The 21227-nt window shown below is 68.0% G+C and carries 15 protein-coding genes; 5 read left to right on the top strand and 10 right to left on the bottom strand.

The features are described from left to right. The first annotated feature begins 38 nt into the window (after positions 1-38). Positions 39-1862: a phosphogluconate dehydratase gene (gene edd, locus B551_RS15615; protein WP_006577930.1), complete on the top strand. Its 1824-nt coding sequence runs from the start codon at positions 39-41 to the stop codon at positions 1860-1862. 111 nt (positions 1863-1973) lie between these two features. Here edd and B551_RS15610 read toward each other — a convergent pair whose 3' ends face one another. The 5 genes from B551_RS15610 to B551_RS15590 form a co-directional block, all read right to left on the bottom strand. Next, positions 1974-2900, bottom strand: coding sequence for a mechanosensitive ion channel family protein (locus B551_RS15610; protein WP_023264483.1), 927 nt, complete (start codon positions 2898-2900; stop codon positions 1974-1976). A gap of 37 nt (positions 2901-2937) precedes the next feature. Beyond that, on the bottom strand, positions 2938-4140 hold the full coding sequence (locus B551_RS15605) for an osmoprotectant NAGGN system M42 family peptidase (protein WP_006577928.1): 1203 nt from the start codon (positions 4138-4140) through the stop codon (positions 2938-2940). 37 nt (positions 4141-4177) lie between these two features. Continuing rightward, positions 4178-6007 (bottom strand): N-acetylglutaminylglutamine synthetase, encoded by a 1830-nt coding sequence (ngg, locus tag B551_RS15600; protein ID WP_023264482.1) that lies wholly within the window; start codon positions 6005-6007, stop codon positions 4178-4180. A 134-nt stretch (positions 6008-6141) separates the two neighbouring features. Next, complete coding sequence (locus B551_RS15595) at positions 6142-7923, bottom strand: N-acetylglutaminylglutamine amidotransferase (protein ID WP_023264481.1); 1782 nt, start codon at positions 7921-7923, stop codon at positions 6142-6144. Positions 7924-8224: 301 nt separating this feature from the next. Further along, the gene (locus B551_RS15590; RefSeq protein ID WP_006577925.1) at positions 8225-9487 is read right to left on the bottom strand and encodes an MFS transporter; all 1263 of its coding nucleotides are present in this window, start codon (positions 9485-9487) and stop codon (positions 8225-8227) included. Between the two features lie 446 nt (positions 9488-9933). Here B551_RS15590 and B551_RS15585 point away from each other — a divergent pair, with 446 nt between their 5' ends. Then, positions 9934-12114 carry a TonB-dependent siderophore receptor gene (locus B551_RS15585; RefSeq protein ID WP_006577924.1) on the top strand — a complete coding sequence of 727 codons (2181 nt, stop codon included), beginning with the start codon at positions 9934-9936 and terminating at the stop codon, positions 12112-12114. 108 nt (positions 12115-12222) lie between these two features. Here B551_RS15585 and B551_RS15580 read toward each other — a convergent pair whose 3' ends face one another. Together B551_RS15580 and B551_RS15575 are read right to left on the bottom strand one after the other, a co-directional pair. Then, entirely contained in the window at positions 12223-13797 is a 1575-nt protein-coding gene (locus B551_RS15580; protein WP_006577923.1) for a peptide chain release factor 3, read from the bottom strand. A 168-nt stretch (positions 13798-13965) separates the two neighbouring features. Continuing rightward, positions 13966-14937 carry a YihY/virulence factor BrkB family protein gene (locus B551_RS15575; RefSeq protein ID WP_023264480.1) on the bottom strand — a complete coding sequence of 324 codons (972 nt, stop codon included), beginning with the start codon at positions 14935-14937 and terminating at the stop codon, positions 13966-13968. 226 nt (positions 14938-15163) lie between these two features. Between B551_RS15575 and B551_RS15570 the strand changes: the two genes are divergently transcribed. Beyond that, positions 15164-15346: a hypothetical protein gene (locus B551_RS15570; protein WP_006576720.1), complete on the top strand. Its 183-nt coding sequence runs from the start codon at positions 15164-15166 to the stop codon at positions 15344-15346. A gap of 861 nt (positions 15347-16207) precedes the next feature. Continuing rightward, complete coding sequence (locus B551_RS15565; protein WP_006576721.1) at positions 16208-16561, top strand: hypothetical protein; 354 nt, start codon at positions 16208-16210, stop codon at positions 16559-16561. 68 nt (positions 16562-16629) lie between these two features. On the opposite strand, the gene B551_RS15560 is transcribed toward B551_RS15565, so the two are convergent. The 3 genes from B551_RS15560 to B551_RS15550 all read right to left on the bottom strand — a co-directional run bounded on the left by B551_RS15560 (position 16630) and on the right by B551_RS15550 (position 20455). Beyond that, positions 16630-18000, bottom strand: coding sequence for a sigma-54 dependent transcriptional regulator (locus B551_RS15560; RefSeq protein ID WP_043440109.1), 1371 nt, complete (start codon positions 17998-18000; stop codon positions 16630-16632). A gap of 125 nt (positions 18001-18125) precedes the next feature. Then, positions 18126-18605: a hypothetical protein gene (locus tag B551_RS15555; protein WP_006576723.1), complete on the bottom strand. Its 480-nt coding sequence runs from the start codon at positions 18603-18605 to the stop codon at positions 18126-18128. Positions 18606-19135: 530 nt separating this feature from the next. Further along, entirely contained in the window at positions 19136-20455 is a 1320-nt protein-coding gene (locus tag B551_RS15550) for an NCS2 family permease (RefSeq protein WP_006576724.1), read from the bottom strand. A 423-nt stretch (positions 20456-20878) separates the two neighbouring features. Between B551_RS15550 and B551_RS15545 the strand changes: the two genes are divergently transcribed. Next, entirely contained in the window at positions 20879-21082 is a 204-nt protein-coding gene (locus B551_RS15545) for a cold-shock protein (RefSeq protein ID WP_006576725.1), read from the top strand. The last annotated feature ends 145 nt before the right edge of the window (positions 21083-21227 follow it).

The raw sequence follows: 21227 nt of genomic DNA, 5'->3' as shown, positions 1-21227 counted from the left end.
TACCTGCGACATCCAAGAATCCCGCTGGAGAGAGCCCCATGCCCCATCCCGTACTCGAACAAGTGACGGCCCGCATCGTGGCCCGCAGCGCGCCGACGCGCCAGGCCTACCTGTCCCGCACGCAAGCCATGGCCGGCAGCAAGGTGCAACGCGCGCAGCTATCCTGCACGAACCTGGCCCACGGCTTCGCCTCGATGCCCGAGCCCGCCAAGATCCGGCTGAAGGCCGAGGAACGGCCCAACGTGGCGATCGTTTCCTCGTACAACGACATGCTTTCGGCGCACCAACCGCTCGGAGAGTTCCCCGCCTGGCTCAAGGAGACCGCGCTGGAGGCGGGCGCCACCGCGCAGTTCGCCGGCGGCGTGCCGGCGATGTGCGACGGCGTGACACAGGGCCAGGACGGCATGGAGCTGTCGCTGTTCTCGCGCGACGTGATTGCGCAGGCCACCGCGGTCGCGCTGTCGCACCAGATGTTCGATGCCGCGCTGTATCTGGGCATCTGCGACAAGATCGTGCCCGGGCTGGTGATGGGGGCGCTGTCGTTCGGCCATCTGCCCGCGGTGTTCGTGCCGGGCGGGCCGATGCCCACCGGCATCCCCAACGAGGAAAAGGCGCGCATCCGCCAGCTGTACGCACAGGGCAAGATCGGCCGCGAGGAGCTGCTGGAGGCCGAAAGCCGGTCCTACCATTCGCCCGGCACCTGCACCTTCTACGGCACCGCCAATTCGAACCAGATGCTGATGGAGATCATGGGGCTGCATCTGCCCGGCACCGCCTTCATCAACCCGTACACGCCGCTGCGCGAGGCGCTGACGCGCGAGGCCGCGCGGCATGTGCTGCGGCTGGTGCACCAGGGCGAGCGCTATACGCCGATCGCACAGGTGCTCGACGAGCGCGCGTTCGTCAACGGCATCGTCGGCCTGCTGGCCACCGGCGGCTCGACCAACCACACGCTGCATCTGATCGCGATGGCGCGCGTGGCCGGCATCATGCTGACCTGGGACGATTTCGACGAGCTGTCGGCGGTGGTGCCGCTGCTGGCGCGCGTCTATCCGAACGGCCAGGCCGACGTCAACGGCTTCCAGGCCGCAGGAGGCCTGGCGCTGGTGATCCGCGGCCTGCTGGCGCGCGAGCTGCTGCACAACGATGTCACCACCGTCGTCGGTCAGGGCCTGGAGGACTACACGCGCGAACCGGCGCTGCGCGACGGCAAGCTGGTCTGGCTCGACGGGCCGACCGAATCGCTGGACACGTCGGTGGTGCGCGGCGCGGGCGAACCGTTCGCGCCCGACGGCGGCATCAAGGTGCTGGACGGCAACCTGGGACGCGCAGTGATCAAGACCTCTGCGGTCAAGGCCGAGCATCAGGTGGTGCAGGCGCCGGCGCGCGTGTTCCATCATCAGGACGACATGCTGGCCGCCTTCAAGCGCGGCGAGCTGGAGCGCGATTTCGTCGCGGTGCTGCCGTACCAGGGGCCGGCGGCCTGCGGCATGCCGGAGCTGCACAAGCTGACGCCGACGCTGACGGTGCTGCAGGACCGCGGCTTTCATGTGGCGCTGGTCACCGACGGCCGCATGTCGGGCGCGTCGGGCAAGGTGCCCGCGGCGATCCACGTCTGCCCCGAGGCGCTGAAGGGCGGCGCGATCGGCAAGGTCCGCGACGGCGACATGATCCGCGTCGATGCGCCGGCCGGCATCCTGACAGCGCTGGTGCCGCAGGCCGAGTGGGCGGCCCGCACGATCGAGCGGCCCGACCTGAGCCGCCATCGCCATGGCGTCGGCCGGGACCTGTTCGGTACGTTCCGCCGCAATGTCAGCACGGCCGAGGAAGGCGCCTGCACGCTGTTCGCGGACGAAGGCTGATCCACATGCGTTGTCGTCCCCGCGCAGGCGGGGACCCAGTGGCTGGTCCAAGACGCTGGATTCCCGCTTTCGCGGGAACGACAACCCGGCAGCCCGTTTTCCGCTTTCGCGCTAGGCGCGCCGCGGCGTGCCGATGGTCGAGGGCGGCGACGAAGCCGGCGAAGCATGCGCCGTATGGTGTAGCACCAGCGCCGTCGACTCGCCATTGCCCGGCACACGCAGCTCCTGCACCGGCACCGCGATATCGATGCCCACCGCCTGCAGCTCGCGCTTGACGCGCTCGTAAAACGCGAAGCGCAGGTTCCAGTAGTTGTCGTTCGAGGTCCAGCAGCGCAGGTTCAGCGTCACGCCCTCGCTGGTGAAGTTGACCACCATCGCCTCGGCCGCCGGCACCTCGAGCACGCGCTCGTCGTCGGCCAGCATATGGCGCAGCACCCGCAACGCGGTCTGCACGTCGGCGCCGAACGGCACCGTGACCTCGATATCGAGCCGGCGCGTCGGATTCTCGCTGTAGTTGGTGATCGCGCTGCCCCAGATCTTGTTGTTCGGCACGCGCAGGCAGACGCCATCGAAGGTCGTCAGCTCCGTCATGAACAGTCCGGTCTCGCGCACGGTGCCGGCAATGCCTTGGGCGTCGATGTACTGGCCGACGCGAAACGGCCGCAGCAGCACCAGCATGATGCCCGCGGCAATATTCTGCAGCGTGCCCTGCAGCGCCAGGCCGATCGCCAGGCCCGCGGCGCCGAGCATCGCGATGATGCTGGCGGTCTGCACGCCGAACTGCGACAGCACCAGGATCACGGTGACGACACGCACCACCCACTGCGTGACGCTGCCCAGCATCGGCCGCAGCGTCGCGTCGACATGGGGGCGGTCGAAGGCGTGCAGTACCGCGTTGCGCGCGCGGCCGCTAAGCCACCAGCCGACCAGCAGGATGGCGAGCGCGGCCAGCACGTTCAGACCCTGGTGCACGGCCAGCTGCAGCAGATAGGCCCAGGTGGCCTGCAGCTTGTCGGCGTCGATGAAATTCAGATCCATAAGGTTCATTCCGGAAGGGATGTCATCAAGCGCGGCATCAGGACGCGCTGTCGCGGCGCGTATGCACCAGTTCGCCGGCATCGGGCAGCGGCGTCTCGCTGCGCGTCAGCTGGCGCGGATCGAGCTGATGCGAGAAGCCCGCGACCGAGCCCATGCGGCGCTGGCGGTCCTCCGGCAGCGTCGGCCCGCTCTGGATATAGACGGTCAGCAGCTCGGCCAGATTGACCAGCACGTCCAGATGGGTCCGCTCGTAGCCATGCGAGGCATCGGCACCGAAGCACAGCAGCGCGGTGCGCACGTCATGGCCCGCGCTGACCGCCGCGCCGGCGTCCGAATGGTAGAAGCGGAACACGTCGCGATGGCTGGGGATGCCATGCTCGTCGCACAGCCGCAGCAGGCGCCGCGTCAGGTGATAGTCGTGCGGGCCGGCCGAATCCATCAGCGGAATCGTCACGCCCTCCTCGCGCGCGCCCTGCCCCGGCGCGACCGGACCGATGTCGATGCCGATCACCTCGCTGACATCGTCCTCGATCACCGCGGTCGCGCCGGAGCCCACTTCCTCGGTCAGCGTGAACACCGCATGGCAGTCCATCGGCACCGAGGCGCCGCTCTCGCGCACCGCCTTCAGCGCGGCCAGCACCGCGGCGACGCCGGCCTTGTTGTCCAGATGCCGCGAGACGACATAGCCGTTGTCGAGAATCTCGGGGTTGGCGTCGAAGGCGACGAAGTCGCCGACCTGGATGCCGAGCGTGCGCAGCTGCTCCGGCGTCGCCGCCGGCTCGTCGAGCCGCAGTTCGAGCTGGTCCCAGTTGACCGGTTGCGTGTCCACCGCCTCGTTATAGACGTGGCCCGAGGCCAGCAGCGGCAGCACCGAGCCGCGATGCCGGCCATGCTCGGTAAACAGCGTCACGCGGCCGCCTTCGGCCCAGCGGCTGGACCAGGTGCCGATCGGCGCCAGCGCCAGCCGGCCGTTGGGCTTGAGCTCGCGCACCATCGCGCCGAGCGTGTCCAGGTGCGCGACGATCGCGCAGTCGGGCCCCATGCCGCTGTTGGCGCGATTGCCGCGCAGCGTCGCGCGGATCGTGCCGCGCCGGGTCAGCTGGTAGGGGATGTCGAGACCGTCCAGCACGTTGGCGGTGTAGTGCACGATCTCGTCGGTCAGCCCGGCCGGGCTCGGGATCGCGAGCAGCTCGAGCAGCGCGGTCTTCAGGTACAGCCGGTCGATCTTCAGTTTCTGCATGGATAACGATGCCGGGTGCGGCGCGCCCGGCAGGAATTCAGGATGTAAAGGGGAAGAGCAGATCGACGAAGCGCTCGGCGGTCGGCTGCGGCTCGTGGTTGGCCAGGCCCGGCCGCTCGTTCGCTTCGATGATCACGTACTCGGGCTGGTCGGCGGCCGGCACCAGGAAATCCAGGCCGACCACCGGGATGCGCAGCGCCCGCGCCGCGGTCTGCGCGGCCTCGCGCAGCACCGGATGCAGCTGGGCGGTGACGTCGTGCAGCGTGCCGCCGGTATGCAGATTCGCCGTCTTGCGCACCGGCACGCGTTCTCCTGCGGCCGGCACCGATTGCAGCGTCAGCCCCTGCGCCGCGAGGCAGCGTTCGGTCTCGGCATCGAGCGGAATGCGGCTCTCGCCGCCCGTGGCCGCGCTGCGCCGCGCGCTGTGGCGCTCGATCAGCGTTTTCAGGTCGGCCTGCCCATCGCCGACCACCTCGGCCGGCTTGCGGATCGCGGCCGCGACGACCTCGTAGCCGATCACCACGATGCGCAGGTCCTGCCCCGGGCAGAACGATTCGAGCAGCACGGTGCCGCCCTCGGCGTGCGCGGTCTCGATGGCGCTGCGCAGATGCTCCTCGGTGCGGACGTCGACGCTGATGCCGCGGCCCTGTTCGCCGAAAGCCGGCTTGACCACCACCGAGCCGTGCTCGGCGAGGAAGGCCAGGTTCTCGGCATCGGTGCCGATCTGGCGCTGCGCCGGCACCTTCAGGCCAACCTGCTCCAGCCGCTTGCGCGTCAGCGCCTTGTCCTGGCACCAGGTCATCGCCACCGCGCCGGTCAGCTCGGACAGCGACTCGCGGCACAGGATCTCGCGGCCGCCGTAGCGCAGGCTGAAGATGCCGGCATCGGCATCGATGATCTCGACGCCGATGCCGCGCCGGCGCGCTTCCTTGACGATCAGCGCGGCGTAGGGGTTCAGGTTGTCGCACTCGCTGGAGCCGGCGAACAGCGGCTCGTTGATCGCGTTCTTGTGCTTGACGACGAAGCCGTCGACCTGCACGAAGCCGAGCTTGTGGTACAGGCCGATCGCATGCTGGTTGTCGTGCAGCACCGACAGGTCCAGGTGCTTGCGTCCGCGCGCGGCGAACAGCGCGATCAGCTCGCGCACCAGCGCCTGGCCGACGCCGGCCAGATGCGTCTGCGGATCGACCACCAGGCACCACAGGCTGCTGCCGCCGCGCTCGTCGCCGAAGGCCAGCAGATGGTCGACGCCCATCGCCGAACCGATGATGTCGCCGGTCGATTCGTCCTCGGCGATCAGGTAGACGACCGCGTCGTGCTCGCGCTGGCGCCAGACCGTGGCGGGATCGAGCGGCACCATGTGCCGCGCCGCATAGAGGCGGTTGATTGCGGCGATATCGGCGCGCGTCGTCAGGCGCCGGATCGTCACGCCGGCCGCGCCGGTCGCGCCGTTCGCCGCGGCATCGCCGTCCTCGAGCGTGCGGCGGAACAGCAGCGACGGATCGAGGAACAGCGTCTGCGGCGCCTCGGCCAGCAGCAGCTGCGGGGCTTCCACATAGAGCGCGATATCGCGCCGGCCGGGCGCTTCCTGCTGCAGCTCGGCGGCCAGCCGCGCCGGCGATTCGAACGACGGTGCGAACATCAGCCGGCCCCAGCCGCAGTCGAGCATCGCGTTCGGGCGGGCGGACACCGGAGCGGGTGCCGGGCTTGGCTGCAGCGCGGGATCCTGCTGCGCCGGCGCGCCGCCCGCGTCGTGCATCACGGCACGGGGCGCCTGCCCCGCGGCATCGACGGGTGCGCCGAGATGGAGGGAGTCGGCCAGCATCGCCGGCTTGTTGGGACGGACTTCCGCATTGACGGTCGACATTCGATCTTTCTCCTCGTTGTTGTCCGCGTTCTGGCTTCTGTCGTTGCCGACAAGGGACTGCGGCCGCGCGCGGCGGCCGTTGGCTTCATCGTCCGGTTGGGGGGCTGCCGGTTTGTCGCCAGTCATGGCCGGCCTCACAGGCCATGCGACTGCATCCACCCCTCGAGCAGCGCTACCTGCCACAGCTTCGAGCCCTTCAGCGGGGTGATGTGGGCGTCGGGATCCGCCAGCATCGACTCGACCACGCCGGGCCGGTACAGGCCGCGCCGGCGCGCCGCATCGCTGTCGACCAGGCCGCGCACGTACTCAAGGAAGGGGCCGCGCAGGTACTTCAGCGCCGGCACCGGGAAATAACCCTTCGGGCGGTCGATCACCTCGGCGGGAATCACCTGGCGCGCGGCTTCCTTCAGCACGTGCTTGCCGCCGGCGGCGATCTTGTGACGCGCCGGCATGCGCGCGGCCAGCTCGACCAGCCGGTGATCGAGGAAGGGCACGCGGGCCTCCAGCGCATGGGCCATCGTCATGTTGTCGACGCGCTTGACCGGGTCCTCGACCAGCATCACGGTGGTATCGAGCCGCAACGCGCGGTCGATCGCGCTGTCGGCACCGGGCATCGCGAAATGCGCCGCCAGGAAACGGCCGCTCGGATCGTCGGCCAGCCATTGGGGTGACAGCAGCTCGGCCATCTCGGACGGCGTGCGGTCGAAGAACACCTTGCGATAGGCCGCGACGCCGCCGTCGGCATCGGTGTTGGCGGCCAGCGGCGGATACCAGTGGTAGCCGCCGAACACCTCGTCGGCGCCCTGCCCGCTCTGCACCACGCGGCTGTGGCGCGCGACGGCGGCCGACAGCAGATAGAAGGCCACGCAGTCGTGGCTGACCATCGGCTCGCTCATCGCGTGGATCGCATCGGGCAGCGCCTCCAGCAGATCGGCCGCCGGGATCATCATCTTCTCGTGGCGCGTGCCGAAATGCCGCGCCACCAGATCGGAATAGTGGAACTCGTCGCCGGCCTCGCCGCCGGCCGCCTCGAAGCCGATCGCATAGGTACGCAGGTCGGGCGTACCCGTTTCTGCGAGCAGGCCGGTGATCAGGCTGGAGTCGACGCCGCCCGACAGCAGCACGCCGACCGGCACGTCGGCGACGGTGCGCAGACGCACTGCATCGCGCAGCGCGGCCAGCGTCATGTCGCGCCATTCCTCGAAGGAGCGCGCCTCGTCGGCGGCGTCGTGCACGAACTCGAGCCGCCACCAGGTCCGCGTTTCGGTGCGGCCGTCCGCGTGCACCGTCATGTGCGTGGCGGGCGGCAGCTTGCGCACGCCCTGCACGATCGTATGCGGGGCCGGCACCACGGCATGCAGCGTCAGATAGTGATGCAGCGCGACCGGGTCGAGCGCGGTATCGATGTCGCCGCCAACCAAGAGCGCCGGCAATGTCGAGGCGAAGCGCAGGCGCCGCGCGTCCTGGCTGTAGTACAGCGGCTTGATGCCCAGGCGGTCGCGCACCAGGTGCGTGATGCCGGTGTCGCGCTCCCACAGCGCGAACGCGAACATGCCGGCCAGGCGATCGAGTGCCGCGGGGCCCCAGGCATGCCACGCCTTGATGATGACCTCGGTGTCGCCGGTCGACGAGAAGGTATAGCCGCGCGCGCTCAGTTCCTTGCGCAGCGCGTGGTGGTTGTAGATCGCGCCGTTGAAGACGATGCCCATGCCCAGCGCGTTGTCGATGAAGGGCTGATGCGCGCGCTCGGACAGATCCATGATGCGCAGGCGCCGATGTCCGAAGGCGCGCCGGCCAAGGCCGAACAGCCCTTCGCCGTCAGGGCCGCGCGCGGCCTGCGCCCGCGCCATGTCGGCCACGGCGTGAAGGTCCGCCATTTGTTGATCGAAACGTATTTCTCCTGCGATACCGCACATCGATGGTCTGCTCCCTTGCCCGCAGGCGCGCGGGACACCCTTGCTTATCGCACGGGGCGATTTCGGGGTCTGCCCGCCCTCATCCGACGCAATGTCGGATTTCGCCTACAGATAATCGAAATTGACAATATTTTCGGGACAGATCGATGGAGAAATGGTTTCCCTGAATATTTGTCCGGGAACGGGCGAACGGGCGCGAGCCCTTGCTGGGCAAGGGCTGCAGCGGATGGAAAAAATTTTGGAAGTAGTGACGCCGACGCCGCTTGCACCGGGCCGGCGCCACGCAGAAACGGGTACGCCCTCAGACTGGGCCGGGCGTGTCGTGCAGGCGATCGCGGCTCGCCAAGGCCGGAAACAGACGCATCCACACCGCCACGACCACCAGCGTGCCGATGCCGCCAAGCAGCACGGCGCCGACCGGGCCGAGCCAGGCCGCGGTCACGCCGGACTCGAATTCGCCGAGCTGATTCGAGGCGCCGATAAAGACCGAGTTGACCGCGCCGACCCGGCCACGCATGTCGTCCGGCGTATCGAGCTGGACCAGCGTCGAGCGCACCACCACGCTGATCATGTCGGAGGCGCCCAGCACCACCAGCGCCAGCATCGACAACGGCAGCAGCGTCGACAGCCCGAAGCAGATCGTCGCCAGGCCGAACAGCGCCACCGCGCCGAACATCACGCGGCCCACCTTGCGCTCGAGCGGATGGCGGGCCAGCCAGATCGCCGTGGCCAGCGCGCCGATCGCCGGCGACGAGCGCAGCAGGCCCAACCCCCATGGACCGGTGTGCAGTATGTCGCGCGCATAGATCGGCAGCAGCGCGGTGGCGCCGCCCAGCAGCACCGCGAACAGGTCGAGCGAGATCGCGCCTAGCAGCACAGGCCGGCTGCGGATATAGGCAAACCCGGCGAACAGCGTGCTGATGCTGACCGGTGCCGTCAGCCGCTGCGGCCGCTGGCGCAGCCGCAGCAGCGTGATCAGCGTCGCGGCCGCCAGGAACAGCAGTGCGCCGATGCCGTAGACCACGCCGGGACCCGCCACATAGGCGAAGCCGCCGAGCGCCGGGCCGACGATGATCGCCGTTTGCGTCGCCGAGCTCGACAGCGCGACCGCCCGCGGCAGTTGGCGCGGCGTCACCACGCTGGGCAGCAGCGCCTGCAGCGTCGGCGTTTCGAACGCGCGGGTCGCGCCCAGCAGCGCGACGAAGATGAAGATGTGTTCGTGCCGGACCCAGCCGGCCAGGCTGGCCGCCGCCATGCCGATGGCGATCGCGGCTTCGGTCAGCTGGCAGATCCGGACGATCTGGCGGCGGTCGAAGCGGTCGGCCACGTGGCCCGACATCAGCAGCAGCACCACCGACGGCAGGAATTGCACCAGGCCGACCAGCCCCAGCATCAGCGCGTCGCCGGTCAGGTCGTACATCTGCCAGCCGACGGCCACCGTCAGGATCTGATACCCGATCGTGGTGCACAGACGCGCGCACCAGAACATGCGGAAACCGGGGTCGCGAAAGACCGAATCCGGGTCGGAAGCGGCCGGGGTCGTGCTGGCAGGGGTGGAAGGCATGGCGGGAGAGAGAAGCGGCGCCGCCTTGTGCGGTGACGGCTGCCGGGACAGCGGGAGGCCGGTGTGAGGCGCCCATGGGTCGCCATGGCTCGCTACGCCGGCAAGCCGCAATTCTAGCGGAGCGGCGCCATGCGCGCTCGACGCTACATGAGTCCGTTCGGCAGCGCGGTGTTGGGCCGGTGTTGGGCCGGTGTTGGGCCGGTGTTGGACCGGTGTTGGACCGGTGTTGGACCGGTGTTGGACCGGTGTTGGCGGTGTTGGCCTCCTGCAACGTCGACCATGACGGCGAGGCAGGTTTCGGGCGCTTGAGAATGCTTCGCATTTATAATCCGCCGCTTCTCGGGTGACGCCGACGCCGTGATGCCGCTCATCAGGTCACGTGTCGGTCATCGCGCGCCGTCTCGCGAACCCGATGCCGCTTTCCCGCCTTTCTTCAGGATCCGATCTTGCAAGCCGCCTTCCGCCTGACCGCCGCAGCCGCCGGCGTCGCCCTGCTGTGCCTGTCGTCCCCGGCCCGTGCCGCCGAGCCTGTCGTAACCGCCCAGGCGTCGCCGCAAACCCAGGCGCAAGCCGCCACCGCGGTGGCGGACGCCGACAAGACGCTGAGCACGGTGACCGTGGTCGGCAACTGGCTCGACCAGCCCAACGAAACCAAGGTGCTGGAGCATCCCGGCGCGCGCTCGATCGCCGACCGGCGCACCATCGAGGAAAGCGGCGCGACCAATGTGCGCGAGGTGCTGCGCCGCATGCCGGGCGTGCAGGTGCAGGACAGCAACGGCACCGGCGGCAGCGACATCTCGCTGAACGTCGGCGTGCGCGGTCTCGCCTCGCGGCTGTCGCCGCGCTCGACCGTGCTGCTCGACGGCATTCCGCTGGCGGTCGCGCCCTACGGCCAGCCTCAGCTGTCGATGGCGCCGCTGTCGATGGGCAATATCGACACCATCGACGTGGTGCGCGGCGCCGGTTCCGTGCGCTATGGCCCGCAGAACGTCGGCGGCATCATCAACTTCGTGACCCGGCCGATTCCGCAGACGTTCGCCGCGCAGGCCTCGGTGGAAACCGAGATCGCGACGCACGGCGGCAATGTGAAGACCATGCCGAGCGTCTTCATCGGCGGCACCAACGACAACGGCCTGGGCGGCGCGCTGATGTATTCGGGCGTGCACGGCGACGGCTATCGCCGCGGCAACGACCGCGTCGACATCGACGACCTGATGCTCAAGGGTTCGTACCGGATCTCCAGCACGGACCAGATCACTGCCAGCTACCACTATTACGAGGCGCTGGCCGACATGCCGGGCGGGCTGACGGCCGCCCAATACGCCGCCGATCCGTTCCAGTCGGTGCGGCCCTACGACACCTTCGCCGGCCGCCGCAACGACGTCTCGCTGAAGTACTCGCACCAGGACAACAACCGCAAGTTCGAGGTGCTGACGTACTACACCGACAGCTTCCGCGGCAGCCAGATCGAGAGCGAGAGCGCCGGGCGCCGCCGGCTGGGATCGTTCCCGCGGCACTACCACACCTTCGCCGTCGAGCCGCGCTATTCGCAGCTGTTCCGCGGCGCCAACGTCAGCCACGAAGTCAGCGTCGGCTACCGTTACCTGCGCGAGTCGAGCGACGAGCAGGCATCGCGCACGGCGTTCTACACGCCCGGCACCGTCGATCCGACCACGATCGCCTCGCCGATGTACCAATGGCGCAGCGGCGGCACCACCGCCAACGCGGTCTACATCGACGACACCATCAACGTCGGCAACTGGACCATCACGCCGGGCCTGCGCTATGAAATGATCCGCTCCAACGTGACCGACCATTTCACGCAGCGCCGCACCGACATCAAATCGGACGAGCCGCTGCCGTCGCTGGCCGTGATGTACCACGTCAGCGACAACTGGAAGCTGTTCGGCAATGCCGGCGTGTCGTTCGGCCCGCTGCAGTACTTCCAGATCGCGCAGACCACCAATGGCCTGGCCCCGGAAAAGGCCAAGACCTACGAGCTGGGCACGCACTTCAACGCCAACGGCTGGGGCGGCGAGCTGACGCTGTTCAACATCGACTTCGACGACGAGCTGCAGCTGCGCGGCGGCACGATGGGCAGCCCGGACGCCTGGACCAATCTCGGCGCGACGCGCCACCGCGGCGTCGAGAGCTCGCTGCGCTACGACTTCGGCACGCTGTCGAAGACGCTGGCCGGGCTGTCGGCGTACGCTGGCTACACCTATACCGAGGCGACCTACAACCACGGCACCTTCGCCGGCCGCGACCTGCCGTTCTACTCGCGCCATGTGGCGACCGCCGGCGTGCGCTACAGCCGCAACCGCTGGACGCTGAACGTCGATGGCTTCGCGCAATCGCGCCAGCATTCGCCGGGCGATCCGACCGACGGCACGCCGTACCAGACTGAAGAGAGCGCCAACGGCGCGCTCGGCGACATCCCCGGCTACGCGCTGGTGCACATGCGCCTGGGCTACGACTTCGGCAAGTCGATGTCGAACCTGAAGCTGGCGGTCGGCGTCAAGAACTTGTTCGATCGCCGCTATTTCACGCGCTCGACCGACAACAACCTGGGCAAGTACGTCGGCATGCCGCGCACGTTTTACGTGCAGGCGACGCTGGCGTTCTGAGCGGCGGGTTGGAAGCGCGGTTGAATGCTTGCCCGCGGCACGATGGGGGTCCGCGGGCAGGACGGTGAGTCCCCGCATGCGCGGGGACGACGATGAGGCGCGAGCCGCCTAGACGATCTCGCGCGTTTCCATGAACTGCAGGTTCGGGAAGCGCTCCTGGGTCAGCCGCAGGTTGACCATGCTCGGGGCCAGATAGACGTGGTCGCCGGCGCCGTCCAGCGCGACGTTGTGGCCGGCCTTCTCGATCAGCTTCTCGATCTCGGCCGGGTCGCCCTTGAGCCAGCGCGCGGTCGCGCACTCGTGCGATTCGAAGATCGCGTCGACGCCGTACTCGTGCTCGAGCCGGTGCGCCACCACGTCGAACTGCAGGATGCCGACCGCGCCGAGCACCAGCTCGTTCGAGGCGATCGGGCGGAACATCTGCGTCGCGCCTTCCTCGGCCAGCTGCTGCAGGCCCTTCTGCAGCTGCTTGACCTTCAACGGGTTGTTCAGCCGCGCACGGCGGAAGAATTCCGGCGCGAACGACGGAATGCCGGTGAACTTCAGCGGCTCGCCTTCGGTGAAGACATCGCCCAGCCGGATCGTGCCGTGGTTCGGCACCCCGATGATGTCGCCGGCGTAGGCCTCCTCGGTGGTGTTGCGATCCTGCGCCATGAAGGTGATCGCGTTGTTGATGGCCACCGTCTTGCCCGCCGACACGTGCAGCAGCTTCATGCCGCGCGTGAAGCGGCCGGAGCAGACCCGCACGAAGGCAATGCGGTCGCGGTGGCGCGGGTCCATGTTCGCCTGGATCTTGAACACGAAGCCGCTGAACTTCGCTTCCTCCGGCTGCACCGTGCGGCTGTCGGTCGCGCGCGGCTGCGGCGCCGGCGACAGGTCGCACAGCGCGTCGAGCAGCGACTGCACGCCGAAGTTGTTGATCGCCGAGCCGAAATAGACCGGGGTCTGCTTGCCGGCCAGGAAGGCGGCCTTGTCGAAGGCGTGCGAGGCGCCGCGCACCAGCTCGATTTCGACGCGCAGTTCATCGGCCTGCGAACCGAGCACGCGATCGAGTTCCGGATTGTCCAGCCCGTCCAGGATCGCGGCGGTGCCCTTGTCGCCGTGCGGATCGAACAGCTGCACCTTGTCGTCGATCAGGTGATAGACGCCGCGGAACGACTTGCCCATGCCGATCGGCCAGGTCATCGGCGCGCACTGGATCTTCAGCACGTCCTCGATCTCGTCGAGCAGCTCGATCGGCGAGCGCCCTTCGCGGTCCAGCTTGTTGATGAAGGTCAGGATCGGCGTGTCGCGCAGCCGGCAGACGTTCAGCAGCTTGATCGTCTGCGCCTCGACACCATTGACGGAGTCGATCACCATCACGGCGGAGTCGACCGCGGTCAGCGTGCGGTAGGTGTCCTCCGAGAAGTCCTCGTGGCCTGGGGTGTCGAGCAGGTTGACGATGTGCTCGCGGTAGGGGAACTGCATCACCGACGACGTCACCGAGATGCCGCGCTGCTTTTCCAGCTCCATCCAGTCGGAGGTCGCGTGGCGGTCGGCCTTGCGCGCGCGCACCTCGCCGGCGACCTGGATCGCGCCGCCGAACCACAGCAGCTTTTCCGTCAGCGTGGTCTTGCCGGCGTCGGGGTGGGAAATGATGGCAAAGGTGCGACGACGCGCAATTTCGGATACGAGCGAGCTCACGGTAGGACGTTCGGATGGCTGCGGATGGATCGGGACCCGGGGGGCACGGCGGGCGCGGCAGAAGCGCGATGGCCGAGCCGATCGCGCCGCGCCTGGTGTCGCGGTCCGCGCCGGCCGGCTTGGGATCGGCTGTCGCGGCGGGGCGCCCGAGGGGAATGGGCCGTTATTCTACCGGTTCCCGGCGCCGACCGGTTCCGGCGCCTCGCCGCGGCGCTGCCGCTCGCGCAGGCTGCCGAATTGCAGCGCGTACTGATGGGTCAGTTCGGCGCCGAAGAAAAAGATCTGGGCCGAGTAGTACACCCACAGCATCAGCGCCACCACCGACCCGGCGGCCCCATACGAGGACGCCACCGCGCTGTTGCCCAGGTAGATGCCGATCAGGCGCTTGCCGACCGAGAACAGCACCGCGGTGATGATCGCGCCCATCGCCACGTCGCGCCAGGTCACGCGCACGCGCGGCAGCATCTTGAACACCACGGCGAACAGCACGCTGACCACGACGAACGAGAAGCCGCTGGAGATCGTCGTGGCCACCGGCGCCAGCCACGACTCGAACCACATGCCGTCCCAGAAGCGCTGCACCACGGCAATCGCGGCATTGACGACCAGCGAGATCAGCAGCATCAGCGCCAGTACCAGCACCAGTCCGAACGACAGCAGCCGCGTGCGCACCAGCGCCCGCCAGCCGCTGGCCGGCGTCGCGTCGGCCTCCCAGATGTCGTCCAGGCTCGCCTTCAGTTCGGCAAAGGCGCTGGTCGCGCCGACGATCAGGATGCCGGTGGCAATCAGCGCGGCCATGCCGCTGCCGCCGGCGCGATGCGTGGCCGCCAGGATCTGCTGGATCGCCGCCGCGCCCTGGGTTCCAAGCAGACCCTCCAGCTGCTCGAAGATCTCGCCGCGCGCCGCTTCGGCGCCGAAGAACAGCCCCGCGATCGAGATCACCAGCACCAGGATCGGCGCCAGCGAGAACAGCATGTAGAACGACAGCGCGGCGCCCTTGCTGGCGGCGCGGTGCGCGAACCACGACTGCACGGCGGCGGACACCACCATGGCGGTGCGGCGCAGCGTATGACGGTCGGGCAGCATGCGGGCCACGCCGTGCCGGCGGCCGTTGCGGTGCTCGGGGTCGGGTTGGAACATCGGCAAGACGGCGCTCCCTGGCTTGGTCGGTGGGCTGAAGTCCGGATGGGCTGGGGTCCTGCCACCGCCGGCCGCGGCGGGGCAGCGTTCAGGATACCGCGCCTTGCGGCTGTGCCCAAGCCGGCATCGGCGCAAGGGCCGGCGTGGCCAACTGCTAGAGTAAATGCGGACAGCGCGCCGATCCGTCGCGCACCGCCTTTCGTCCCCCTTTCCATCAGGAGGTACCGTGATCCGTTTTCCGACCGCATCGTTGCGCACCGTCCGGCTCGGCACGCTGACGCTGGGCATCGCCGCCATGCTGGCGAGCGCCGGTTGCGACCGTAGCCAGCCCGGGCCCAAGCCGATTTCGGGCGACACGCCGGCCGCGGACACTGCGCCATCGACCAATCCGCCGGCCCGCAAGGAGTGACGCGCGAGCGCAGCCGCGGAGCGTACCCGTTTCTGCGGACGTACCGTGGCCGGGCACGGATCCCTCCGTCTGTGCGATCCGTGCGTGTCCGGATGCCTTGCATGCGCCCCTGCGCAGCGGATCCGCATGCCCGCGTCCGGCCCGCGCGCCGTTAAGCCGCTGCAACCTGCGGGCCCGGTGGGAGGAAGCGCCGCCGAATCGCGCCACTTCCGCCGTTTTGGCGAACGCATCCGGCCGCTCCTCGCCCTTGCTTCATCCAAACTTCCTCCGTAGGACGGATGTCCGGGCCGGTGCCGTTGTGCCGGCCGGCCGCGAGCCACCGTGCCGCCGATGGCGGCAGGCCCGGGACGGAAACACGGCAAGGGCCGACGCCGCCACCCGGGTTTCAACGCCGCAACAGAATCGGACCGGCGCACAGCGGTGGACTTTCCGCGCCGGCGCGATATCCCGCCAATCCGAGCCTGGGCAAGGGCTGGCGCCGCTTGGCATGCTTGTCGCAACAGCATCCGGAAGAGCCAGGATCCACGCTTCAGCACGGGAGAGCGCCCCACCATGCGTCACCCTCCAGCACGCATGACGGCACGACGCCGCGCCCAACGTCCGGCGCGAGCCGCGCCGTCGGTACTGCAACTGCTGTCGCCCCCGCTATTGCCTGCGCCGCGGTTGCCGCATCGGGCGACATCGTCGTTCTGCCTGGAGTCCAACCGCGTCCTGCCGATCGCGGCCTTCCGCAGCCGGACGCGACGCTAGCTGTCCTCCCGTGGGTCGTCGGCGGCCTGATGCCGTCAGCCGGTCGCCTGTTCGTGCGCCGCTGCGCGCGCCGGCGGCTCGCCCGGTATCCGAGCAGGGAGGAGAGAGACAATGAAAACGAAGCTTTGCGCATTGGCCGCGATGGCCACCTTCTGTACAAGCGCCGCGGCCGGCAGCTTCAGCCATCTGGACCGGTCCGACGATGCCGAGATCCATAGCCATACGGCACTGAGCAACGATATCTACGTCAGGGGCTTCGGCTTGTCATTGGGCGTGCTTGGCGGCAGCGCGGAGGACGGCGAGCCGCGCGGGCAGTGGTCCGCGGTGGATGACGACGGCAAGACGCGGCAGGTGGGTCGCCTGCCGTTCGATCTGCTGGCGGCGTCGGGCGACGCGGCCGGCTACGGCGGCGGTCTTGGCTCCGGATGCTGGAAGCCTGCGTCGTCATTGGCGCCGCGGCGCTGATCGCCTCACCATGAAAAAGGGCCGACGCATCGTCGGCCCCGGTGATCGCCGCTGTCCGCGGCGACGCGCTACTCCGCGTGGTTCGACTGCCCTTCGACGCGGATATTGTGCTTGTGCATCAGCCGGTAAAGCGTGACACGCGACACGTTGAGCTCGCGCGCGGCGGGCACCACGTGAAAGCCGTGGCTTGCCATCACCGAGCGGATCGCCTCGCGCTCCGCCTCTTCGCGAATCGCGTCGAGGGTCTTGCGCGGCGCGTCGCTGTTGCCGTGCAACTGCAGGTCCTCGGCCGTGATCTTGCGATTGTCCGTCATCACGATCGCGCGCCGCACCCGGTTGATCAGCTCGCGCACATTGCCCGGCCAGCCGTACTGCATCATCGCCTGCGTCGCGCACGGCGAGAAACCGCGAATGCGCCGATGGGCCTCGTGGCCATGCTCGGCGAGCACCGCGTTGGCGAGCAGCAGGATATCCTCGCCGCGCTCGCGCAGCGGGGGGATCGACAGCGTCAGCACGCACAGCCGGTGAAACAGGTCCGAACGGAAGCGCCCCTCTGCCTGCGCCGCGACCAGGTCCACGTGCGTGGCCGAGATGATGCGCAGGTCCAGCGGAATCGATTGATGTCCGCCCAGGCGCGTGATCATGCCCTGCTGCAGGAAGCGCAGCAGCGCGACCTGGCTCTCCAGCGGCAGGTCGCCGATCTCGTCGAGGAACAGCGTGCCGCCCTGCGCCTGTTCGATCCAGCCGATCTTGCGCTGGTTGGCGCCGGTGAAGGCGCCCTTCTCGTAGCCGAACAGTTCGGACTGCACCAGGTGCGGCGGAATCGCGCCGCAGTTGATCGCGACGAACGGCCCCTTGCGGCGGTTCGACGCTTCGTGGATCGCCTGCGCGGCCAGTTCCTTGCCGGTGCCCGACTCGCCCGAGATGAACACCGGGGCATCGTTGTGCGCCACCTTGGACAGCGAGCGGAACATCGCGCGCATCGCCGCGCATTCGCCGATCATCTTGCCCTGCACCGCCGTGTCCGGCCCGCGCGCGGCGTGCAGCGCGGCCATGCCGTGCGCATGCTTGAGCGTGTAGGCGAGCTCGTTGTACGAGAACGGCACGCGCACGTAGTCGACGCAATAGTCCCGGATCAGGCGCCGCACGCGCTCGTCCTCGAGCCGCTGCGGCGACGTGATCGCGACCCACATCACGTGCAGGCATTGCAGGCTCTGCTCGAGCAGCGCGATCTCGGCATCGGTGTATTCGCTCTCCAGGTCGAGCACGCCGGCCATCGGCCCGCTGCCGCGAACTACGCGCGGCAGATCGCGCAACTGGTGGTGGTGGCGGATCTCCCAACCGGGACCGAACTGGCTCGCATCGATGCCGAAGTTCTGCTGTCGTGATACCACCAGGACCTGCGCGGCCCGCGATGGCGGCTTGCTCAGTCGGTCCATGCCGTTCTCCCGCGCGTTTGGCGTGGCCGCATGCCGGACCGTCTCGCCGCGCCGGCTGGCGGACGGGATCGGGCCGCGGTCCAGTGGTAAGCGGTGCGGCTGGGCACCCATGTGCGGGGCCGCCATTACACGCTCGACACGCTGTGGGGAGGCAGATCGAACATCGCGGTCGGCGTCGTGCCGCTGCGCAGCTGTTCACGGATGGTCCGGCGCATGCTGTCTCGCTCGCGCATCAGGCGGTCGCTGGGGTCATGCAGGGTCTGGCCGGAATAACGGTGATAGAGGGCCTGATAGGTCAGCACGTTGACGATCCATTCCTCGCGCTGCGCGCGCAGGCGGGCGACATCGGCTTCGAGCTGGCGGTGGCGTTGCAACAGGCTCTCGATGGCCTGCCGTATGTTCGGCGGCACACTGTCGTCGGCCGCGAGCAGGGCGGCAACGGCATCGGCGATCGATTCGTCGCGATGCTCGCGATGGGACTGGCTGGGATCGTGATCGGGTTTGGCGCTGGCGACATCGGCCAGATGGCTCCAGGCGCGGGCAATCGAAGGCGTGGCGGATCGAGTCGGCTCGAGAACGGGCCGATGGACTTCTCCTGCGGTCATGATTCTTCCCCGTTGAACAACATCCCCCGGCACTACACGTTCGCGATTACCACTTGTTCCGCTTATTGTTCCGGCACGCTTGGCGCATGCTCTCGTCGTGGAGGCGAAGCCGCCTGGCGGCGGTCTGTCTGTACGTCCGCTGCAGCGGATCGAATGGGTCTGCGTCGCGCCACTGGCGCACTCCGTTTCCCGGAGTCAACAAGGGGCGCCTCGAAGCGCCCCCGGAAATATGCCTCTAGTTCAGTGCATTTGGCTTCGTTTGTCTAGCCCCCGGGCGGGGCATGCCCCCAAAATCATCCTTCGGGATGACCGTAACAACGGCGACCCACCATGGTGCGCAAGGTAAATAAGCACTTACCTTGGACGCAGAAACGGGTACGGCATCAGCGTTCCGCCATGCCTGGCCGTGCGCAGAAACGGGTACGGTTGGGCAAGTATGCAGCGAAAATTCGAACGTTTCCGGACACATCGCCGGCGACGGACGTGAAAAAGGGCGGCCGTGGCCGCCCTGTTCGCGATACGTTGCTCCCTCAATGGCCGGGCAGATAGTAGAACTTGAAGATAAAGACCGCGGCGATGATCCACACCATGATCGGCACGTCCTTGGCCCGGCCGGTCAGCAGCTTCAGGCCCGCATAGGTCACAAAGCCGAAGGCCACGCCGTTGGCCACCGAATAGGTGAACGGCATGCCCAGCGCGGTCAGCACGGCCGGCACCACCTCGGTCGCGTCGTTCCAGTCGATATCGACCAGCTCGCGCAGCATCAGGCAGGACACATACAGCAGCGCCGGAGCGGTGGCGTAGGCTGGCACAGTGCCGGCCAGCGGCGCGATGAACAGGCAGGCCAGGAACAGCACGGCCACCGTCACCGCCGTCAGGCCGGTGCGGCCGCCGGCCTGCACGCCGGAGGCGCTTTCGATATAGGCGGTGGTCGACGAGGTGCCGAGGAAGGAGCCGGCCATGATCGCGGTGCTGTCGGCCATCAGCGCCTTGTTCAACCGATCCATCTTGCCAGCCTTGAGCAGGCCGGCTCGGTTGGCCACGCCCATCAGCGTGCCGGTCGCGTCGAACAGCTCGACCAGGAAGAACACCAGCACCACGTTGATGATGCCGATCGACAGCGCGGCGGTGATGTCGAGCTTGAACAGCGTCGGATCGATCGACGGCGGCGCGGAGACGATGCCGTGGAAGGTGTTGCCGCCGAAGGCAAAGCTCAGCAGCGTGGTCAGCAGGATGCCGATCAGGATCGCGCCCTTCACCTTGAGGCGGTCGAGCGCGACAATCGCCAGGAAGCCGACGATGGCCAGCACCGCCGAAGGCTGATGCAGATCGCCGAGCGTGACCAGGGTGGCGGGACTCGCCGTGACGATGCCGGCGTTCTTCAGCGCGACGATGGCGAGAAACAGCCCGATACCGGCGGTGATCGCCACGCGGATCGAATGCGGGATGCCGTTGACGATCATCTCGCGCACGCGCAGCAGCGTGACCAGCAGGAACAGACAGCCGGAGATGAACACCGCACCGAGCGCGGCTTCCCATGGCAGGCCCATGCCCTTGACGACCGTATAGGCGAAATAGGCGTTCAGCCCCATGCCCGGCGCCATCGCGATCGGGTAGTTGGCATAGAACCCCATGATCAGCGTGCCAAGCGCCGCGGCCACGCAGGTCGCGACGAACACGGCGTCCTTCGGCATGCCCGCATCGCCCAGGATGGTCGGGTTGACGAAGATGATGTACGCCATCGTCAGGAAGGTGGTGACGCCGGCCAGTATCTCGGTGCGCACGTCGGTCTGGTGCTCACGCAGCTTGAACAGGCGTTCGAGCGGGGAGCGGCGCGACGGCGCGGCCATGGCGGGTGTGTCGTTGGGTTCGGAAAGGGGTTCGGGCATCGACATGCTGTGTCTCCTGTATCGTTTTGTCCCGTCTCTCGCAAAAGGCAAGAGCCTCCCCGGGCATTGGCCAGGGGAGGCACACGTAATGTCTTACACTTTTGTATACAGGTGCGCCGATACGGACAAATAGACTGTATGCAAGATGGGTGATGATCGCACGAGGGCACGCGCGTGATCTAGCCTGCAGCAGGGGAACTCCGCGCTTGACGTGGGCTCCGATCCCCCGTATAAAGCGCGCTAGATTCAAGCGACGAGGCAACAGCACATTCGTTAGCCACCGTCATGGTACTTCGGTTGTCCATGGTGTCCTTTCCTTGAGTTGCTCTGCCGGAAGCGCCACGCGCCTTCCGTTTTTTAATTTTTTTTAGGAAATGCAAGACCATGAAAACCGGTATCGTCAAATGGTTCAACGACGCCAAGGGTTTCGGTTTCATCAAGCCGGACGAAGGCGGTGATGATCTGTTCGCCCACTTCTCGGAAATCCAGGGCTCTGGATTCAAGTCGCTGCAAGAAAACCAGCGCGTTTCGTTCGAAGTGAAGAATGGCCCGAAGGGCCTGCAAGCAGCGAACATCACCCCGCTGTAAGGCATCGCGCCCCTCGCCTTTCCGGCGAGACGACGCTGAAAGCCCCGCCCCGTGCGGGGCTTTTTGCTTTCCGGGCGTCCGGTCCGGTCGGCCCCTCTCCCCCCGCCTTCCCCGCCTTCCCCGCCTTCCCGCCTTCCCGCCTTCC

It is taken from the genome of Cupriavidus sp. HPC(L) (genome assembly GCF_000307735.3).
Taxonomy (GTDB): Bacteria; Pseudomonadota; Gammaproteobacteria; order Burkholderiales; family Burkholderiaceae; genus Cupriavidus.
Note: the sequence above shows the minus strand (reverse complement) of the source record. Positions and strands in the feature narration are given on the sequence as shown.